Source organism: Pseudomonas paraversuta (assembly GCF_904067025.1).
GTDB lineage: Bacteria > Pseudomonadota > Gammaproteobacteria > Pseudomonadales > Pseudomonadaceae > Aquipseudomonas > Aquipseudomonas paraversuta.
The window spans coordinates 1,790,616-1,808,353 of record NZ_CAJFDA010000001.1 but is presented as its reverse complement, the minus strand read 5'-3'; the positions used below and the strand labels follow the sequence as shown (position 1 = coordinate 1,808,353).

19 protein-coding genes are annotated in these 17,738 nt (G+C 60.2%); 11 read left to right on the top strand and 8 right to left on the bottom strand.

The genetic code is table 11. The features are described from left to right. Positions 1–29 precede the first annotated feature (29 nt). Positions 30–689 (top strand): TetR/AcrR family transcriptional regulator, encoded by a 660-nt coding sequence (locus tag JQ848_RS08490; protein ID WP_003447335.1) that lies wholly within the window; start codon positions 30–32, stop codon positions 687–689. Here the strand turns inward: JQ848_RS08490 and JQ848_RS08485 are convergent. The 4 genes from JQ848_RS08485 to JQ848_RS08470 all read right to left on the bottom strand — a co-directional run bounded on the left by JQ848_RS08485 (position 683) and on the right by JQ848_RS08470 (position 6,569). Then, a complete protein-coding gene (locus tag JQ848_RS08485; protein WP_202211266.1) occupies positions 683–4,246 on the bottom strand; it encodes a molybdopterin cofactor-binding domain-containing protein in 3,564 nt (1,187 codons plus the stop codon). The two genes, JQ848_RS08490 and JQ848_RS08485, sit on opposite strands and share 7 nt — an antisense overlap. Before the next feature lie 14 nt (positions 4,247–4,260). Further along, a complete protein-coding gene (locus tag JQ848_RS08480; RefSeq protein WP_003447333.1) occupies positions 4,261–4,749 on the bottom strand; it encodes a (2Fe-2S)-binding protein in 489 nt (162 codons plus the stop codon). A 179-nt stretch (positions 4,750–4,928) separates the two neighbouring features. After that, entirely contained in the window at positions 4,929–5,393 is a 465-nt protein-coding gene (locus tag JQ848_RS08475; protein WP_127195944.1) for a MarR family winged helix-turn-helix transcriptional regulator, read from the bottom strand. A 141-nt stretch (positions 5,394–5,534) separates the two neighbouring features. After that, positions 5,535–6,569 carry a M29 family metallopeptidase gene (locus tag JQ848_RS08470; RefSeq protein WP_202210474.1) on the bottom strand — a complete coding sequence of 345 codons (1,035 nt, stop codon included), beginning with the start codon at positions 6,567–6,569 and terminating at the stop codon, positions 5,535–5,537. Positions 6,570–6,897: 328 nt separating this feature from the next. Between JQ848_RS08470 and JQ848_RS08465 the strand changes: the two genes are divergently transcribed. The 6 genes from JQ848_RS08465 (at position 6,898) to JQ848_RS08440 (ending at position 12,605) form a co-directional block, all read left to right on the top strand. Then, positions 6,898–8,046: an FAD-dependent monooxygenase gene (locus JQ848_RS08465; protein ID WP_202210473.1), complete on the top strand. Its 1,149-nt coding sequence runs from the start codon at positions 6,898–6,900 to the stop codon at positions 8,044–8,046. Continuing rightward, positions 8,043–8,855 (top strand): alpha/beta fold hydrolase, encoded by an 813-nt coding sequence (locus JQ848_RS08460; RefSeq protein WP_003447327.1) that lies wholly within the window; start codon positions 8,043–8,045, stop codon positions 8,853–8,855. The genes JQ848_RS08465 and JQ848_RS08460 overlap by 4 nt, the downstream gene beginning before the upstream one ends. Positions 8,856–8,891: 36 nt before the next feature. Beyond that, positions 8,892–9,647: a maleate cis-trans isomerase family protein gene (locus tag JQ848_RS08455; RefSeq protein ID WP_003447326.1), complete on the top strand. Its 756-nt coding sequence runs from the start codon at positions 8,892–8,894 to the stop codon at positions 9,645–9,647. Between the two features lie 10 nt (positions 9,648–9,657). Further along, positions 9,658–10,296, top strand: a complete 639-nt coding sequence (locus tag JQ848_RS08450; RefSeq protein ID WP_202210472.1) for an N-carbamoylsarcosine amidohydrolase — start codon at positions 9,658–9,660, stop codon at positions 10,294–10,296. 204 nt (positions 10,297–10,500) lie between these two features. Next, a complete protein-coding gene (locus JQ848_RS08445) occupies positions 10,501–11,817 on the top strand; it encodes an MFS transporter (protein WP_010656144.1) in 1,317 nt (438 codons plus the stop codon). Between the two features lie 113 nt (positions 11,818–11,930). Beyond that, the gene (locus JQ848_RS08440; protein ID WP_003447323.1) at positions 11,931–12,605 is read left to right on the top strand and encodes a YceH family protein; all 675 of its coding nucleotides are present in this window, start codon (positions 11,931–11,933) and stop codon (positions 12,603–12,605) included. A 39-nt stretch (positions 12,606–12,644) separates the two neighbouring features. On the opposite strand, the gene JQ848_RS08435 is transcribed toward JQ848_RS08440, so the two are convergent. Then, on the bottom strand, positions 12,645–13,463 hold the full coding sequence (locus JQ848_RS08435; RefSeq protein WP_202210471.1) for a shikimate 5-dehydrogenase: 819 nt from the start codon (positions 13,461–13,463) through the stop codon (positions 12,645–12,647). A gap of 229 nt (positions 13,464–13,692) precedes the next feature. Between JQ848_RS08435 and JQ848_RS08430 the strand changes: the two genes are divergently transcribed. The 3 genes from JQ848_RS08430 to JQ848_RS22705 all read left to right on the top strand — a co-directional run bounded on the left by JQ848_RS08430 (position 13,693) and on the right by JQ848_RS22705 (position 14,700). Further along, on the top strand, positions 13,693–14,043 hold the full coding sequence (locus JQ848_RS08430; protein WP_010656145.1) for a hypothetical protein: 351 nt from the start codon (positions 13,693–13,695) through the stop codon (positions 14,041–14,043). 166 nt (positions 14,044–14,209) lie between these two features. Beyond that, positions 14,210–14,404: a hypothetical protein gene (locus JQ848_RS08425; protein ID WP_003447320.1), complete on the top strand. Its 195-nt coding sequence runs from the start codon at positions 14,210–14,212 to the stop codon at positions 14,402–14,404. 101 nt (positions 14,405–14,505) lie between these two features. Further along, positions 14,506–14,700, top strand: coding sequence for a hypothetical protein (locus JQ848_RS22705; RefSeq protein ID WP_081481304.1), 195 nt, complete (start codon positions 14,506–14,508; stop codon positions 14,698–14,700). Here the strand turns inward: JQ848_RS22705 and JQ848_RS08420 are convergent. Together JQ848_RS08420 and JQ848_RS08415 are read right to left on the bottom strand one after the other, a co-directional pair. Further along, positions 14,648–14,959, bottom strand: coding sequence for an AzlD domain-containing protein (locus JQ848_RS08420; protein ID WP_003447318.1), 312 nt, complete (start codon positions 14,957–14,959; stop codon positions 14,648–14,650). The genes JQ848_RS22705 and JQ848_RS08420 overlap by 53 nt on opposite strands. Beyond that, complete coding sequence (locus JQ848_RS08415) at positions 14,956–15,651, bottom strand: AzlC family ABC transporter permease (protein ID WP_003447316.1); 696 nt, start codon at positions 15,649–15,651, stop codon at positions 14,956–14,958. Before JQ848_RS08415 ends, JQ848_RS08420 begins: the two co-directional genes overlap by 4 nt. Positions 15,652–15,858: 207 nt before the next feature. On the opposite strand from JQ848_RS08415, the gene JQ848_RS08410 reads away from it, so the two are divergent. Next, complete coding sequence (locus JQ848_RS08410; RefSeq protein ID WP_003447315.1) at positions 15,859–16,377, top strand: Dps family protein; 519 nt, start codon at positions 15,859–15,861, stop codon at positions 16,375–16,377. A gap of 126 nt (positions 16,378–16,503) precedes the next feature. Here JQ848_RS08410 and JQ848_RS08405 read toward each other — a convergent pair whose 3' ends face one another. Continuing rightward, on the bottom strand, positions 16,504–17,445 hold the full coding sequence (locus JQ848_RS08405; RefSeq protein WP_202210470.1) for a class I SAM-dependent methyltransferase: 942 nt from the start codon (positions 17,443–17,445) through the stop codon (positions 16,504–16,506). Between the last annotated feature and the right edge of the window lie 293 nt (positions 17,446–17,738).

Genomic DNA, 17,738 nt, shown 5'->3' with positions numbered 1-17,738 from the left:
CGCAACACGTCATCGTGGAGGACAACAGCGTGAACAAAAAAACCGGTGTCCGGGCTCATCAGGCCGACCAGACAAAGGCGCGCATTCTCAAGGCCGCCGTGACCGTATTCGCCCGCGACGGCTATGCCGGCGGGCGCATCGAACAGATATCCAAAGAAGCCGAGTCCAACGACCGGATGATTTATTACTACTTTTCCAGCAAGGAAAATCTGTTCGTCCAGGTTCTGGAACACACCTACGAAGCCTTCAACCTGGCCGAAAGTACCTGCCGCCCGGACCTGTCCAGCCCCGTGGCAGCATTGCGCGAACAAGTGGCGTTTTTCTGGAACTACTACGTGAAACACCCGGAATTCGTCGCCATCCTCACCATTGAAAACCTGCATAAAGGCAAGCACGCCCGCCAGTCGCGCGAGCTCGGGCGCCTGTCGGCCACCACCGTGGGCGTGATCAGGCCAATCATCGAAGCCGGTCAGCGCATGGGCATTTTTCGCCTCGATGTGGAGATCAACCATGTCTATTTGATGATCGCTTCGCTGTGCTACTTCTATAACTCCAACCAACACACCCTCACCTCGTTCCTGGGTCAGGACCTCGCCGATAAAGGCCAGCAACAGGACTGGCTGGCCTTTATCAGCGATCTGGTCATACGCGGGGTCATGACCCTGCCCGGCGCCGCGAACGGTCAATGAGACCCGGGATTGGCCCGTATCTGCGCCACCTTCTGTTCCAGTGACTGCCATGCAGGCTCGGACGGGGCGAAACGCTGGCGCAGATAGGCCGTCAACTCGCTGATCTGGCGATTCGACAGACTGTCCTTGAAGCCGGGCATATAGCCGAGGTCCGCCGTCGCCGGGACGGGAATGCCTTGCAGGATCACTTTCAACAGGTTGTCGGGCAAGGCGCTGTGCAGGTTGCTGTTGCTCGCCAATGACGGGCTGACGCCAAACAGTTTCGGGCCCAGGCCATCGGCGTGGCAGCCCTGGCACGCACCCTCGAACACCCGCTGACCGTTACTCAATGCCAGCGTACTGACCTGGGGGGCCGCCGGGCCGGGTTCAGGTTGCGCCAGGGCATCGCCACTGAGTGAAGCCAGGTACACCGCCATGGCGCGCCGGTCGCTGTCGGGCAGCTTCGCCAGCTCGGTGACCACCGGCCCCATGGGCCCGGCCGCCACGCCATGGGCGTCGGTGTAGCCGGTGCTCAGGTAGCTGAACAGCTGATCTTCGGTCCAGGGGGTTGGAGCTTTGGACAGGCCATTGAGCGCCGGGGCTTCCCAGCCATCGACCATGCCGCCCGCCAGAAAGGCGCTGCCGCCCTTCTGCGCGCCCATCAGGTTGCGCGGCGAGTGACAGGCCGCGCAGTGACCCAGCCCGTTGACCAGATAAGAACCGCGGTTCCATTGTGCACTGCGTTGCGGCTGCGCCTTGACCTCCCCTGAACGCAGAAAGATCGCGTTCCAGCCCGCCATCAGCGGGCGCAGGTTGAAAGGGAACTGCATGGCATTGCTTGTGGCCGGCTGGCTGACCGGCGCCTGCGACATCAGATAGGCATACAGAGCCTGCATGTCGGCATCATCGATATTGCGAAAAGAGGTATAGGGAAAGGCCGGATACAGGTGCTTGCCGTCCCGGCTGATGCCTTCGCGCATGGCCCTCTCGAACGCTGTGTAAGACCACTTGCCGATGCCCGTCTCGGGGTCGGGGGTGATATTGGTGCTGTGCAGGGTGCCGAACGGCGTTTGCATCGCCAGCCCCCCGGCGTTGGTCACGCCACCCGGTGCGGTATGGCACACCGCACAATCCCCCACCGCCGCCAGCAGTCGTCCCCGCTCCAGCGTGGCCGCCGACCAGGTGCCCGCCACGGGCGGTGTAATGGGGGCGATTTCTGCACGCCAGGGCAATGCAGTGGCGGCCATGCCGGCCAGGGCGCCGATACCGGCAATCAGGGGGGCAAACCACCACTTGGAGCGCTTGCCTTTGACTGGCTGCGGATCGACGGCGGCAGCGGCTTCGTCCTGGGAAAGTTTGAGTGCAGCCAATACCCGTTCGGGGGTAATCGGCAGCTCGCGAAAGCGGATCCCGGTGGCGTCATAAATGGCATTGGCGATCGCCGCCGCACTCGGCACCCCCGCTGATTCCCCGGCGCCCATGGGCGGTTCGTGCTGACGGGGCATCATCAGCACGTCGATTTTCGGTACCTGCTTGAAGGTCAAAATAGGATAGGCGCCCCACTCCTTGCTGCTGACGGTCGACTCTTCGAACGTGACCCGCTCTTTGAGCACACGGCTGGTGGCCTGGATCACATTGCCGTGGATCTGATGCCGGACACCCGCCGGGTTGACCATCATCCCGGCGTCATGCCCGATGACCACCCGCGTCACCGAGACTTCACCGCTGAGCCTGTCGACCGCCACATCGGCGACCCATGCCGCCCACGCCGCCCCGAACCCGGGGAACTTGCTGTGGATATACCGCGCATAGGCGAAACCGCGGCCACGCAAAATATTGTCCTGTTCAGGGGTTTGCATGGGCTCGGTGCGGGCCACCCACCCGGCTCGCGCGGCCGTGGCCCTGACCAGTTCGGCAGCGCGCTCATCGTGCAGATAGCGCAGGCGGTATTCGACCGGATCGACCTTGGCGGCAAACGCCAGTTCATCGATATAGGACTCGTGGGCAAACGTGTTGGGCAGTGCGGAAACCCCGCGCATCCACGACGCCCGCACGATGGGTGCCATGTCGTTGATGGTCACCCGCAGGTGCTCGAAATCGTACGGCGGGATGGAGGTGCGGTCGCCCATCTCGAACATTGCCGCCACCGGCTCGACGCGGCCCGTCAGCAGCAAGGCCAGAGTGGGCGCACCATTGGAGGGGTAGCTGGTCTGAAAGTCATAACCGGCGACCCCGCCATCGGCATTGATGCCGCCATCCACTTCCATCAATTGCGCCGAGCCCTTGGGCTCCCACACATGTTCCTGCTCCCGGGTCAGCTGCACCCGCACCGGCAAGCCCACCGCCCGGGACAACAACAGGGCATCGGCACACACGTCATCGGCGCAGTTACGCCCGTAACAACCCGCTGCCTCCATGCGAATGATCTCAATCCGCTCTTCCGGGTACTCCAGCAGCCATGCCAGATCCGCCCGCAACAGGTGCGGGTTTTGCGTGCCCGACCACACCCGTATCTGGTGTTCCTGATAATCCGCCAGGCCACAGGACGGGCCGATGGAGCCGTGGATCTGGTAAGGCCACAAATAGGTGCGGGGCATGCGTTCGCTGGCCTGGTCCAACGCCTGCTGAACGTTGCCCTTGTCCAGCACCACACGCCGGACCCGGGGGTTGTCACGGATGGCCTGCGCCACATCATCCATGTCCGGCAGTTTTTGCGTCCAGGCTTTCCAGCTGACTTTCAGCGCTTGCGCCGCCTTCACGGCCTGCTCTTCACGCTTGGCAACCACGCCGATAAAATCACCGATCACCACCACTTTGACGATGCCCGGAATGTGCGCAATGGACGACTCGTCCACGTGCAGCAGGCTTGTGCCGACAAACTCGCCACTGTCGAGCCCGGCATAGGGCGGGCGAATCACGCGGCCATGCAGCATGTCGGGCAGGCGCATATCATGCACATAGGTCAGCTCGCCGCTGGCCTTGGCCGGGATGTCCACCCGGGCCGAGGCCTTGCCTACCAGCCGGTAGTCTTCCACGGGTTTGAGCGGCGCATCGCCGGAAATGCCAAGCACATGGCGCTCCCCGGCCACCAGTTCGGCAAATGTCAGCTGGCGAGCGTCCGCACTGGTTATCACCCCGCTGTCCATCACTAATGACTGCGGCTCGACACCCAGACGCCGGGCTGCAAGATCCAGCAAAAAACGTCGCGCTTCGGCTGCCGCATTGCGCAAAGGGATGGCAGTGATCTGGATCGTGGCGCTGGCAATGGTCGCCCCCTGATTTGGCGCGCTGTCGGTATCGCCCAGCACCATGCATACCTGTTCCAGGGCCAGGTCCAGCTCTTCGGCCACGATCTGCGCCAGCGACGTGCGGATGCCGGTACCCAGGTCCACATGGCCGTTGAAGCCATAGACCTGCCCGTCATCGTTTACCGCAATGAACAGCCCCAGCTCCCTGGGCTTGAGTACAGGAACACCGCCTTTGGCCACGGGACCTGAAGGCGGCTGAATCTGATCAACCACCAGCAAGACGCCAGACTTGGCCAACAACTGATCACGGGTGAGCGTGGTAAGGGTCATAGTCATCAATCCGTTCAGGGCATTTGACGGGCGGCAAGCATGACCGCGCGAATGATTTCGAGATGGGTGCCGCAGCGACAGAGGTTGGCTGACAGTTCGTTTCGAACTTGCGCCTCGCTGGGGTGGGGAATGCGATCAAGCAGCGCCTTGGCGGTCATGATCATGCCGTTCATGCAGTAGCCGCATTGCGCAGCCTGCTCATCGATAAAGGCCTGCTGCACCAGGTGCGGCTGCGCCCGGCTGCCGAGGCCTTCAAGGGTGGTAATGGTGCGCCCCTCGGCACCGGACAACGGGAAGACACAGGAGCGGGCAGCCACCCCGTCAATGATCACCGTGCAGGCACCGCACTCCCCCAGACCACAGCCATATTTAGGGCCGTTGAGCTGCAAGTCATTGCGCAGGATCAGCAACAGCGGGGTATCGGCCATGGCACTGACCACGACAGGCTGGCCGTTGACGTGCAGTGTTACCGTTCTGACAGGCGCAAGGGTGTGATCGCTCATTCAAGGCTTCCCCAAGTAACATCGTCCGCACTGTTGGAGGCGGATCTTATTAAGTGTTTACTTCATGAAACAGGCGTAACAAAGGCCTGCACAGGCAGACCCTGATTCACTCCGGTTTTGATGAAGTAAACACTTCATACAAGCCAGAGCAAGAACGATGCCACAAGGTTGGGGAAAGCTTATTCGCTGCCTTCATCCACCATTTTGCGCAGCAAATACAGGAGTGCGACCCGCTCTGCCGGGTTGAGTTTGCTCATGGTCAGCTCGCTCACTTGCAGTGCATGGGGCTCGGTCTCGCGCACTAATTGCTCACCCGCCGGGGTGAGGCTGACGATGACTTTGCGCTTGTCCTGCACGGCGGGCTTGAGGGTGATCAGGTCGCGGGCCTGAAGACGCTCGACTATGCCGCGAATGGTTGCCTGATCGACTGCGGTGGCCTTGATCAGCTCACTCAAGGAGCTGGGCCCGTGATCCCGAACGGCACACAGGGTGATGAACTGCACCGCAGTCAACTGCGAGTTGCCGACATTTTGCTGAAAAATCGCCATGTTGCGCTGATAGGCCTTGCGCAACAAATGGCCTGGCTGTTCGCAGAAATCATAAGCGGCCTGACGGCCTGGTTTTTTGTCTTTCGTATCCGGCACAACGGCCTCTTTCAATTCAAGGGTGAGAGGTCATGACCTTAACCTGCGGGGCCATGATCGGGGTAATGCTCAATCCGTGTCGCAACGCCCATGCAGGAGCCGGCTCCCACAACACCGGCCCCTGACCCGGGCGGGCCTGGTTTAGCGGGCCAGTACCACACCGCCGGCAACCACCGCCTGATCATCAAGATAGATATCGCAATGACGCAACGGGATATCCAGATGGCACGGGGTCTTGCGCGTGCCACCGACCTCGGTATTGGGCCCGGTGGAAAACAGGAAGTTACCCTCGAATGCCCGCGCATCCATGCACATTCCGTCGTTCTTGTCGTGCAGGCCCATCGCCGTCCATTGGGCGCGCGGCTGCAAACCCCAACCGATATGGGAAATGCCGTACACCTCCGGGTCGTTGAAGTACTTCAGGTAGTCGCGCAAATACTCGGCTTCGAACCCGCCATGAATCCTGGTAATGAAACCCTTGTCGATTTCCAGGGTGATGCGCTCTCGCGAATAGTTCTTGAACGGCAAGATGATATCGCCGACATCGATTACCAGCACGCCTTCGGCGGTTTCTTCATTCGGCCAGGAGAACAGGAAGCCGCTGGGCCAATGGTCCCAACGCCCCGGCTCATCGGCAAAACCATACTCGGTCACGGCCGGGTACTGCCCCAGCAACGCCTTGAAATCACTCCCTGCCCTGGATCTGACATGCATGGAGCGCGCTTGCTCCAGCAGTTTTCCGGCCGCCATCACCCGCTCCTTGTCGGCCAGGGTCGGCAGCATCCGCGCCAGCACTTCCGGGGGTTCAACCGCCAACAGAATCCGGGTTCCAGTCTTGAGGATCTGCTCCTGCTCCGGCGAATGCAGCAGCATCATGGTATCGACCACCAGATCCGCCGCCTCCAGCGCCCGTTGCGCCGCAATGTTGCCCGTGAGCGCGGTGTCCCCGCAGTAAGCCGTCATGTCATTACCCATGGCCGTCGGGTGATTGAACGAGGGCAATTCCACGGCGTAGACCTTGGCCCCAAGACGCTGGGCGGCGTCCATGGCGGCCCGCACCGTACGCGGATCGGAATAGTGGCTTTTGAGCACTGCGACACTCTGGGTCGCGTCCACTCGGGACAGTTGCAACACGTGCTCAAACATTTGCGTCAACTCGCAGTCGCTCACCGGCATTTACTCATCCTCTCTATCGAATCGCTGCAGGGGGCAAACGCCGAACTGCCCGTCGTACCAAATCAGGCAGAGCGTTTCAGCCGCTCAACTAAAGCGTACACACTATTTAATAACTGATGAACATTATTTTCCGAAAAACCAAAAAAACCACACAACAGTTAGAGTCCAACAATTAGTGGCTTTCAAGGCTGGAAACAGCCCTCAGGCAAATTATTTATTTTTCTGAGGGGCTATACAGCTTGAAAATTAATAGCGTATACACTGTAAATGTCTGGCCGAGGCCCATGGCCCCGGCAACCGCTCCCGCTCTAGAAAAAGGAAGCCTTGCATGCCCGTAAAACAAAAAATCGCCATCGTCGGCGCAGGTCTTGGAGGCGCCGCAGCGGCCACGCTGCTGCAAAAAGCCGGGTTCCAGGTCGATATTTATGAGCAGGCCCCCGCGTTTTCCCGCATTGGCGCGGGTATTCACATGGGGCCGAATATCATGAAAATTTTCCGCCGCATGGGCATCGAACAGAAGTTGAGCGACATGGGCTCGCACCCCGATTTCTGGTTCAGCCGGGACGGTGCCAGCGGCGACTACCTGTCGCGTATCCCGCTGGGCGAGTTTGCCCGCAAAGAATACGGCGCCGCCTATATCACGGTGCATCGCGGCGATTTGCATGCGCTGCAAATGTCGACCATCGCGCCGGGCACCACCCACTTCAATAAATGCCTGACCCGCCTTGAAGAAACCGATTCGCTGGTACGCCTGCACTTCAGCGACGGCACCAGCACCGAAGCCGACATCGTGATTGGTGCCGATGGCATCAATTCAAAAATCCGCGAAGAATTGCTCGGCGCAGAAAAACCGCTCTACAGCGGCTGGGTTGCCCATCGCGCGCTGATCCGCAGCGAAACCCTGGGCAAATACAACCTCAACTTCGAGAACTGTGTGAAGTGGTGGAGCCACGACCGCCACATGATGGTCTATCACACCACCGCCAAGCGCGACGAGTACTACTACGTCACCGGGGTTCCCCATGAGGCGTGGGACTTCCAGGGCAATTTCGTTGACAGCAGCCGCGAAGAGATGTACCAGGCTTTCGAGGGTTACAACCCCACCGTTCAGGCGCTGATTGAGTCCAGTGAAAGCGTGACCAAGTGGCCGCTGCTCAATCGCAATCCACTGCCGCTGTGGAGCCGCGGACGCCTGGTGTTGCTGGGCGATGCCTGCCATCCCATGAAGCCGCACATGGCCCAGGGTGCCGGCATGGCCATCGAAGATGCCGCCATGTTGACCCGTTGCCTGCAGGAAACCGGCCTGGGTGACTACCGCACCGCGTTCAAACTGTACGAAGCCAACCGCAAGGATCGCGCCTCGCGGGTCCAGGCCGTGTCCAACGCCAACACCTGGCTGCGCACCCAGGAAGATCCGGCCTGGGTCTACGGCTACGACCTGTACAGCCACTCCCTTGAATCGGAAGTACCGGCATGAGCACATTCATAGAGGGCGGCAATGTCCAGGCCAATGGCATTCGCCAGCATTACCTGCGCTACGGCGGCCAGCACGACTCGGTAAAACCGGTGTTGCTGCTGATCCCGGGCATCACCAGCCCGGCCATTACCTGGGGCTTTGTCGCCGAACGCCTTGGCGCCGATTACGACACCTATGTACTTGATGTACGGGGGCGCGGCCTGTCTTCCACCGGCCCCGAACTGGATTACAGCGCCGATACCTGCGCGGACGACATCAGCGCTTTCGCCCGGGCCATGGGCTTTGATGGCTATCACCTGGCCGGCCACTCCATGGGCGCACGCTTTGCCGTACGCAGTGCCGCACGCAATCCGGGCGCAGTGAAAAGCCTGGTGCTGATCGATCCTCCGGTATCCGGCCCGGGTCGACGCGAGTACCCCAGCAAACTGGCGTGGTACGTGGACTCGATCCGCCAGGCCGAACAAGGCATGGACGCCGAGGCCATGCGCGCCTTCTGCCCCACCTGGAGCCTGGAGCAACTGCAATTGCGCGCCGAATGGCTGCACACCTGTTATGAGCCCGCCATCGTTCGCGCCTTCAACGATTTCCATGACGTGGACTTCCATCAAGACCTGCCAAAACTCACCGTGCCCGCGCTGCTGATGGTCGCCGGGCGTGGCGCAGTGATACAGGCCGCCGACGAAGCGCAAATCCTCGAGCTGCAGCCACGGATCCAGATAGCCCGGGTGCCGAACGCCGGGCACATGATCCCCTGGGATGATCTTGAAGGTTTTCTCGGCGCATGCCGCGACTTCCTCGCCCGCCACTGATCCGCATTCTGCGCAACGCTTTTAAGGAGACACTCTGTGATCAAGCCTTACCGCATCGGCCAGATTGTGCCGAGCTCCAACACCACCATGGAAACCGAGATTCCGGCGATGCTCACCGCACGCCAATTGATCCGCCCCGAACGCTTCACCTTCCACTCCAGCCGCATGCGCATGAAACAGGTGCGCAAGGAAGAACTGGCAGCAATGGACGGCGAATCCGACCGCTGCGCCATCGAACTGTCCGACGCCAAAGTCGACGTACTGGGCTACGCCTGCCTGGTGGCGATCATGGCCATGGGCCTGGGCTACCATCGCAAATCCGAGGCGCGCCTGACCCGGGCCACGGCCGATAACGACGCCACTGCACCGGTCATTACCAGCGCCGGCGCACTGATCGACGGCCTCAAGGTGATGGGCGCCAAAAGAATCGCCATCGTGGCGCCGTACATGAAGCCGCTGACACAGCTGGTGGTGGATTACATTCGCGAGGAAGGGTTTGAAGTGGTGGACTGGCGCGCCCTGGAGATCCCCGACAATCTGCAAGTGGCCCTGCATGATCCGGCCAGGTTACCGGCCATTGTCAGCAGCATGAACCTTGAAGGCGTGGACGTGATCGTGCTATCTGCCTGCGTGCAAATGCAATCCTTGCCCGTGGTGCCCCAGGTTGAAGCGCAAACCGGAATCCCGGTACTGACTGCCGCCATTGCCACCACTTACGCCATGCTCAAGGCCCTCGATCTGGAACCCATAGTGCCGGGCGCCGGCGCGCTGCTTTCGGGCGCTTATAAATAGGAGCAAAGTCATGAGCCAGGAACAAAGTGCCGACGCCAACTATCAGGGCGTATGGGGCCAGCGCATCGGTTTTGGCAACAAGCCGGCCTTGCTGATGGTGGATTTCATGCAGGGTTATACCCGCGAGGGCGCCCCTCTGTTCGCCCCGGGCGTGGTCAGCGCTGTCGCCGAGAGTGCCGGGCTGCTGGCCTGCGCCCGTGATCACGGAGTTTTGGTGGTGCATACCAATATCCGCTACCACCCGGGGAATTTTGCCGACGGCGGGATCTGGCTTAAAAAAGCCCCGGTGATGAAAGACATGGTCGAGGGCAACCCGCTGGCCGCCTTCTGCGAAGCGGTCACACCGAATGCGGATGAAGTGGTGATCAGCAAGCAATACGCCAGTTCGTTTTTCGGCACCAGCCTGGCATCGCTGTTGCACGCCCAGGGTATCGACACCCTGGTCCTCGCAGGCTGCTCCACCAGTGGCTGCATCCGCGCAACAGCAGTGGATGCCGTGCAACACGGCTTTCGCACCATCGTTGTGCGCGAGTGTGTCGGTGACCGGCACAGCGCGCCGCATGAAGCCAACCTGTTCGATATCGACAGTAAATATGGCGATGTGGTGACCAAACGGGAGGCCATGGAGCAATTCGCCAAAAGCGTTTGAGTAACATCCGGCAGACAGGGAAATCCGCCGTAGAACCGGGCCGCAGAGCACCGGTCGCCACAACTGGGCAAGGGCCTCACTCCGAGCATCGAGGAGGGCCGGCCCAGTCTTCTGACACTGCCTTTGGAAGCCGCTTTACGAGCCTGCCAAAGCACTGATCGCGGCTACACAAAAACAAACATAAGTCACCGCCAGGAGACACACATGCCCTCTGCAAATGCTGGAACAACCCTTGCGACCCCCGTGGCAGATCCCGTCAAGGCGCTCTATCACAAGATCACCTGGAAACTGATCCCCTTTCTTTGCTTCTGTTATCTGGCGTCCTATCTGGACCGGATCAACATCGGCTTCGCCAAACTGCAAATGCTGCAAGACCTGCATTTCAGCGAGACTGCATTCGGCCTTGGCGCGGGCCTGTTTTTCGTCGGTTATATCCTGTTCGAGGTGCCGAGCAACCTGGCGCTGGAGAAGGTCGGGGCCAAGGTCTGGATTGCCCGGATCATGATTACCTGGGGCCTGCTGTCGGCCTGCACCATGCTGGTCACCACCCCGACCCAGTTCTACTTTGTACGCTTCCTGCTGGGTGCGGCCGAAGCCGGGTTTCTGCCGGGCGTGCTGTACTACCTGACCACCTGGTTTCCGACCTATCGGCGCGGGCGCATCATTGCCCTGTTCATGATCGGCATGCCGCTTTCCAGCGTGATCGGCGGGCCGCTGTCAGGCTGGATCATGGGCGCCTTCGACAACACCGCCGGCCTGCGCGGCTGGCAATGGCTGTTTATCGTCGAAGCCGTACCCAGCGTGCTGCTCGGCATCCTGACGTTCTGGGTACTGCCGGATAACCATCACAAAGCCAAATGGTTGAACGACGAAGAAAAAGCCTTGCTCGAAGGCGAACTGCGCCTGGATGACGTCGAGGGCAAAAACAGCAAGCACAGCTTCCGTGACGGCTTTTTCAACCTCAAGGTCTGGATGCTCGGCGGCATCGACTTTTCCATCCTGCTCAGCGCCTACGCCATGGCGTTCTGGATGCCGACCTTCATTCGCAACGCCGGGGTGGCCGACAACTTTCATATCGGTGTGCTGACCGCACTGCCCAGTGCCGCCGCCCTGGTTGGCATGCTGATGATCGGTGCCAGTTCGGACCGTCGTCGCGAACGGCGCTGGCATATCATCGTGCCCTTTTTGATTGGTGCGGCAGCCATGGCCGCCACCACCTTCTTTAACCACAACGTGTTTGCCACGGTTTTGCTGTTCGCCATTGCTTCGGCCGCCATCATCGGGGCCGTACCGGTGTTCTTCAGTTTGCCGGCGACCTTTCTCAAGGGCCGGGCCGCCGCTACCGGGTTCGCCCTGGCCTGCTCGCTGGCCAATATTGCCGGGCTGGTGAGTAATTCGCTGATGGGCATTGCCATCGACGTCACCGGCAGCGGTGCCGGCGCACTGTGGTTCTTTGCCGGCTGTCTGCTACTGAGCAGCCTGCTGGTGATTGCGCTGCCGGCCAAACTGGTCAACCGCTAACCGCCCTCCCCGCAGGTACTGCCCGGGCCAGCCCCCTGCGGGGCCAATCAAGACAGTCGCTCTAACGGGCAAAAGACTCCACAATGGCCGCTGGCTAAAAATGGAGAAGAGAAATGGAATCCCCAGCGAGTCAGTCCACAGAAAACCCGCAGATCGAATCTGACACCGGACCTCGTCTCAACAGCATCGAGATCCGCATTCTCGGCTCCCTGATCGAGAAACAGGCCACCCACCCTGAAACTTATCCACTGACCCTCAACGCCCTGCTGCTGGCCTGCAATCAGAAAACCAGCCGCGAGCCGGTGATGAGCCTGACCCAGGGCCAGGTCGGACAAAGCCTGCGCGCACTGGAAGGTCGCGGCTTTACCCGGCTGGTGATGGGCAGCCGTGCCGACCGCTGGGAACACAAGGTCGACAAGGCGCTGGAGCTGGTTCCGGCCCAGGTGATCCTGCTGGGGCTGCTGTTTTTGCGGGGCCCGCAAACCCTCAATGAGCTGCTGACCCGCAGCTCACGCATGCACGATTTCGAAGACACCGAACAAGTGCAACACCAGCTGGAGCGCCTGATCGCCCGTGATCTGGCGCTGCTGGTGCCGCGCCAGTCCGGCCAGCGCGAAGACCGCTACATGCACGCTCTGGGCGACCCGGCCGATATCGAAACAATCATCTCGGCCCGCCAGCAACCTGCCGAGCGCAGCAGCGCCAGTGCCGGCGTATCACTGGAACGCTTTGAAGCCCTTGAGGCGCGAATCGCCGCGCTCGAAGCACGTCTGGCGGAACTCGAGTAAATCCGTAGAGCGGGCGAAATAACGCGCCCGCTCCTTCACTCAGCTACGGGCAAAAGCCACCGCGGCCTTGAACTGCTCGGCTGTGGGCCGCACGCCGGTGTACAGCACAAACTGCTCCAGGGCCTGGATCGCAATGACCTCAAGGCCGGTAATCACCCGCTTGCCCTGAGCCCGAGCGCAAAGGATCAATGGCGTTTCAGCCGGAATGGCCACCACATCGAAGATGATTTCTGCCTGCGCAATTACATCTTCTGCAAACGCCAGATCATTCGCCTCGGCGCCCCCCGTCATGCCCACGGGCGTGGTGTTGATCAGCATCTGCGGCCTGCTCCCCCCCAGCTCCGGCTGCCAGGCATAACCCAGGGTTTTGGCCAGCCCCGCCCCCGTCGCCTCATTGCGGGCCACGATCAGACCATTGCGATAACCACCATCACGCAAGGCCGATGCCACGGCCTTGGCCATGCCACCGCTGCCGCGCAGGGCGAATGTGGTTTGCTGCGGGACTTTATGATCGCGCAGCAATTGGGCTATGGCGATGTAGTCGGTGTTGTAGGCCTTCAAGTGGCCATCGGTATTGACGATGGTGTTGATCGACGCAATGGCCCGGGCCGAGGCATCCAGCTCATCGACCAGCGCAATGCAGGCCTCCTTGAAGGGCATGGACACGCCGCAGCCGCGAATGCCCAGGGCCCGGATACCGGTCACCGCCCCTGCCAGATCCTTGCTGCTGAACGCCTTGTAGTAAAAGTTCAGGCCCAGCTGCTCGTATAGATGATTATGAAAACGCAGTCCGAAGTTCCCCGGCCGGCCCGACAGCGATATGCACAGTCGGGTGTCTTTATCCGGATTCATTTGCATGCTCATCTCCTTGCAGATTGCTTTCAGATCGACGGCACAAGCCGCGTGGGTAGTTTTGTTGGATCATATTGCTGCTGCCCGGGCTGAAACGTCTCAGCGCCGGGCAAACCTTACACAATATTTACCGAAGCGCTCCGCAGTTTTTTCAAAAAAGGCGGTCATAGAGTTATCCCCGCAATGTTTACGTGGCCCAGTGGCCAAAGTCGGGACTGAAACCAGAGGAATCGTCATGATGCGTACCATCCCCAAAGTAGCTTTGCTTATCGGCGCTTTGGCTGTCGCAGGCCAAGCCAGCGCCCATGGCGGTTGGGATGCCGGATCAGCCGTTGTCGGTGCAGTGGTCGGCGCTACCGTTGCAGGCTCGGTCATGGCTGCACAACAACCACGTCCGGTGTATATCCAGCAACCGGTCTATGCGCAGCCGCAGCCGGTGTATGTCCAGCCGCAACCGATCTATTACCAGCCACGGCCGGTCTATGTCCCGGCGCCACAACCGGTCTATTACCAGGGCTACTATGGTCGCCCGCATCCGGTGTATTACGGCCCGCCCCGCGGCTACTACGGCCCGCCGCGCTGGTAAGCAGCGGGTTCACCGGCAGGCTTGTGAAGCTGGCGCCAGGTCTGATTAGATGTCATGGGTGTCGCGGCTGAGACAGCCTCATGCTGCGGGTTGCGGCATGATGGTCAACAGTCCGCCGCACCCGGACAGCCAACAAGAGCACTTTATAAAAACAAGGACGACCTGTATGCCTACACAAAACCCGCACCGCACCGCAGGCCTGTGCACTTCAAGCAAGGTCTATAACACCCTCACCGAGCTCAAGCAGCTCGAAGGCCACCGCACTGCGAAACTCATGTCGCTGCTGGCCCAGCACCTTGTAAGCGAAGGGCTCATCAGTGATCAGCAAGTGATGCAGATGCTCGACCAGGTGGTTGATTAGCCCCTGACCTCACTGGCATCAATGGCCACTATCACGCGCAATGATTATTTGCGCACCGGCACAGACCTTAAGCTAGCAACATTGTTTGCAGAGAGGTTTGTATGTCAAAAGTTCATGTCATGTCTGTCATCGGTAGCGCAGTACCGGCCCGGCTTCGAGCCGACGGCCTTCTGGCTTGCTGGTACCTGGTCAGTGACGGCGTTGCCGTCAGCGGTCCCTTCACTACGCGAGCTGCGGCCCAGATCAAAGCCACCAGCGAAACAGATAAAACAGCCCCATGCTTAACGCAACACTGAGCAGAACGTTGCGACTCCAGAGCATCAGCCCTATCGCACACAGGCCGGCCAGCAGGTACGGATTGCCCGGCCCCAGGTCGAGGCCGTGATCTTTGACAAAAATGATCGGCCCGCAAATGGCTGTGAGCATCCCGGGCACCGCAAACCCGAGAAACTCCTTTACCCGCCGGTTCAGGCGAATCGGCAACCGCGGCTCCAGAAACAGGTAGCGGTTGAAAAACAGAATCAGGGTCATCCCCGCGATAATCATCCAGATCATGCGAAGTACTCCCCCAGCCGCTTGCACACATAGCCTGCAGCCATGCCCGCCAGCCCCGCCAATACAATCGCCGACTCCCACTGCCAGTGACTGAACAGCACCACGCTCAGCAGTGAGACCGCGACACAGATCACCGTCGGCACATTACGCACCACGGGTGTAATCAGGGCGATAAAAGTCGCGGCAATCGAGAACTCCAGCCCCAGTTGATCCAGCCCCGGAATGCTCTTGCCCAGTATTACCCCAAGCAGGGTAAAGAGGTTCCAGCCCAGGTACATGCACAGCCCGACACCCAATGCGTACCAGCGACTGAAGGTCTTCTGGTCATAGGGGCTGACCAGGGCGAAAAATTCGTCGGTCAGCAGGAACCCGAGCCCGAACCGCCACCTGACCGGCAGTGGCGACACCAGCGGGCGCAGATGCATCGCGTACAGCAAATGCTGCGAGGTCAGGAGCAAGGTGGTCAGCAGGATTGAAATCACACTGGCGCCGCCCTTGATCATGCCAATGGCCACCAACTGGGCCGCCCCGGCAAAAACAAACACCGACAGACCCTGACTCTGCAGCGGGGTCAATTGCGCATCAATTGCCGTCGAACCCGCCAGCAACCCCCAGGGCGCACACGCCAGGGTCAATGGAAGACAAGCAATCGCACCGCGGGTAAACGCGACGCGTGGAAGGGTCGTAGGCATCAAAAAACATCCCGGCAATAAGCAGTGGCAAAGGGTCGCAGCAGGGTGTTCCAAAGTATTGAACAATCTTGCTCTTTCGCCGGTCGCAACCTGTAGACGGCTCCAGGGTGCGTTTGACGAAAGGCAGTTTCTGGTCTTTAGTCAGCCGGCACAGACACGCCCGACACCCTGCGTCATCCCCATTTCCAGCCACCACGAGGAACCATCATGAAAGACCTGAAATCCGCCAAGGAAAGCAGAAAGGCCGATCTGCGGACACCTTCGGCGCTGAGCGATGAAGCCTGCATCAACATTGCGGCAGAAGTGAATGCCCTGCTGGCCGATACCTTTGCCATTTACATGAAAACCAAGAACTTCCACTGGCATATGTCAGGCCCGCACTTCCGTGACTTCCATCTGCTGCTGGACGAGCAGTCCGATCAGATTTTTGCCACCACCGACGCCATTGCCGAGCGCGTGCGCAAGCTGGGGCGCACCACTATCCGCTCGGTGGGTCACATCAAAAAACTCCAGCGCCTGCTGGACAACGACGCCGACTTCGTGACCCCGAGCGACATGCTGGCCGAGTTGCGCGAAGACAATATCCAGCTCGCCGCCTACATGCGCGAGACCCACGAAATGTGTTCTGAACTGGGTGACGTGGCGACCACCAGCCTGCTGGAAAACTGGATCGACGAGGCCGAACGCCGCGTCTGGTTCCTGTTTGAATCGTCGCGCACCAAGTAAGCCCGCACCGGCTAACAAAGCATGAAATATGTTTCACATTTCTGACTGGCAGCGAGCTGTATATTCGCCCTGCTCATTCAATGAACCCTTCGCCCGCACCCTCCCCCGCGGGCTTTTTTTTGCCGGTCAAACCCCTTGTTTGAACACCAGCGCTTTCAAACCGCACTCTGCATCGGCGTCCGGAAACTCAGGCGGGTTCTCCAGTCGCTGCACGAAACGCAAACTCGGCGCATCAAGGGTCACGCCGTCGATCAGGAAGTCAGAGCCGAAAGCCGGATCGTTCATGCACGCCAGCACCGTGCCGTTCTCAGTGAGCAACTCCGGCAGGCGCCGAACCACCCGCTGGTAATCCTTGGTCAGCAAAAAACTGCCCTTCTGGAAGGAAGGCGGATCAATGATCACCAAATCATAAGGGCCCATGCTTTTCACCTTGCCCCAGGACTTGAACAGCTCATGGCCAAGGAAGCTCACCTTGCTCATGTCATGGGCATTGAGACGGTGATTGTCGCGACCACGGCTCAATGCCGCACGGGACATATCGAGGTTGACCACATGCCGGGCGCCGCCTTCGATGGCGGCGACCGAGAAGCCGCAGGTGTAGGCAAACAGATTCAGGACCCGCTTGCCCTCGGCATTGGCCCGTACCCAGTCACGGCCGTAGCGCATATCAAGGAACAGGCCGTTGTTCTGCTTGCGGCCCAGGTCGACGCGGTAGCGCAAGCCACCTTCGGTCAGCGTCCACTCATCAATCGCTTCGCCGACCAGCCATTCGCTGTCACTGTTGAGTGTGTAGCGGTGCTGCATCACCAGCGTGTGCGCCCCGCTGGCTTGCCATACCGCCGATTGCGAGAGGTTCAGCAGCAGGTGCTTCAATGCCTCTAGCTGCGCCGGCTCAGGCTCTTTGAATAGCGAAACCAGGAGCACGCCCTGCAGCCAGTCCACCGTCAATTGCTCAAGTCCCGGCCAGCACCGTCCACGCCCATGGAACAAACGCCGGGTTTCGTCGGGCGCAGTCTCCAGGGCAGTCAATAGGTGCAGGTGCAGGGTGCTTAACGCTTCAGGAGTCATCGGGCCGGCCGGTCAATTTCAAGGGCCGGCATTTTACACAATTGCCGGTCTCTTAAGTGTCCCGGGCCAAAGCAAACGCCGGCCGGCCCCACTCGCGTTCAGCCAGCGCACAGCTTTGAGCTGCTACCCTCGCCCGCGGCAGCCGACCGGATCGACAAGTTGCCCGGGCAGAGAAAGTCTACAAATAACGATTTACCTGAAATACATGCTCCAAGTCCCTGCGAAATCAGGCATTTCAACGATTATTGATCCATACTCACGAAATGTAACGATACGTTTCAAATAACCGTTAC

Coding starts and splice junctions, on each gene's coding strand:
- JQ848_RS08405 (WP_202210470.1), bottom strand. CDS start 17,445: ATGACTCCTGAAGCGTTAAGCACCCTGCACCTGCACCTATTGACTGCC.
- JQ848_RS08410 (WP_003447315.1), top strand. CDS start 15,859: ATGAAAGACCTGAAATCCGCCAAGGAAAGCAGAAAGGCCGATCTGCGG.
- JQ848_RS08430 (WP_010656145.1), top strand. CDS start 13,693: ATGATGCGTACCATCCCCAAAGTAGCTTTGCTTATCGGCGCTTTGGCT.
- JQ848_RS08485 (WP_202211266.1), bottom strand. CDS start 4,246: ATGACCCTTACCACGCTCACCCGTGATCAGTTGTTGGCCAAGTCTGGC.
- JQ848_RS08480 (WP_003447333.1), bottom strand. CDS start 4,749: ATGAGCGATCACACCCTTGCGCCTGTCAGAACGGTAACACTGCACGTC.
- JQ848_RS22705 (WP_081481304.1), top strand. CDS start 14,506: ATGTCAAAAGTTCATGTCATGTCTGTCATCGGTAGCGCAGTACCGGCC.
- JQ848_RS08460 (WP_003447327.1), top strand. CDS start 8,043: ATGAGCACATTCATAGAGGGCGGCAATGTCCAGGCCAATGGCATTCGC.
- JQ848_RS08425 (WP_003447320.1), top strand. CDS start 14,210: ATGCCTACACAAAACCCGCACCGCACCGCAGGCCTGTGCACTTCAAGC.
- JQ848_RS08420 (WP_003447318.1), bottom strand. CDS start 14,959: ATGATCTGGATGATTATCGCGGGGATGACCCTGATTCTGTTTTTCAAC.
- JQ848_RS08445 (WP_010656144.1), top strand. CDS start 10,501: ATGCCCTCTGCAAATGCTGGAACAACCCTTGCGACCCCCGTGGCAGAT.
- JQ848_RS08450 (WP_202210472.1), top strand. CDS start 9,658: ATGAGCCAGGAACAAAGTGCCGACGCCAACTATCAGGGCGTATGGGGC.
- JQ848_RS08415 (WP_003447316.1), bottom strand. CDS start 15,651: ATGCCTACGACCCTTCCACGCGTCGCGTTTACCCGCGGTGCGATTGCT.
- JQ848_RS08470 (WP_202210474.1), bottom strand. CDS start 6,569: ATGCCGGTGAGCGACTGCGAGTTGACGCAAATGTTTGAGCACGTGTTG.
- JQ848_RS08435 (WP_202210471.1), bottom strand. CDS start 13,463: ATGCAAATGAATCCGGATAAAGACACCCGACTGTGCATATCGCTGTCG.
- JQ848_RS08465 (WP_202210473.1), top strand. CDS start 6,898: ATGCCCGTAAAACAAAAAATCGCCATCGTCGGCGCAGGTCTTGGAGGC.
- JQ848_RS08440 (WP_003447323.1), top strand. CDS start 11,931: ATGGAATCCCCAGCGAGTCAGTCCACAGAAAACCCGCAGATCGAATCT.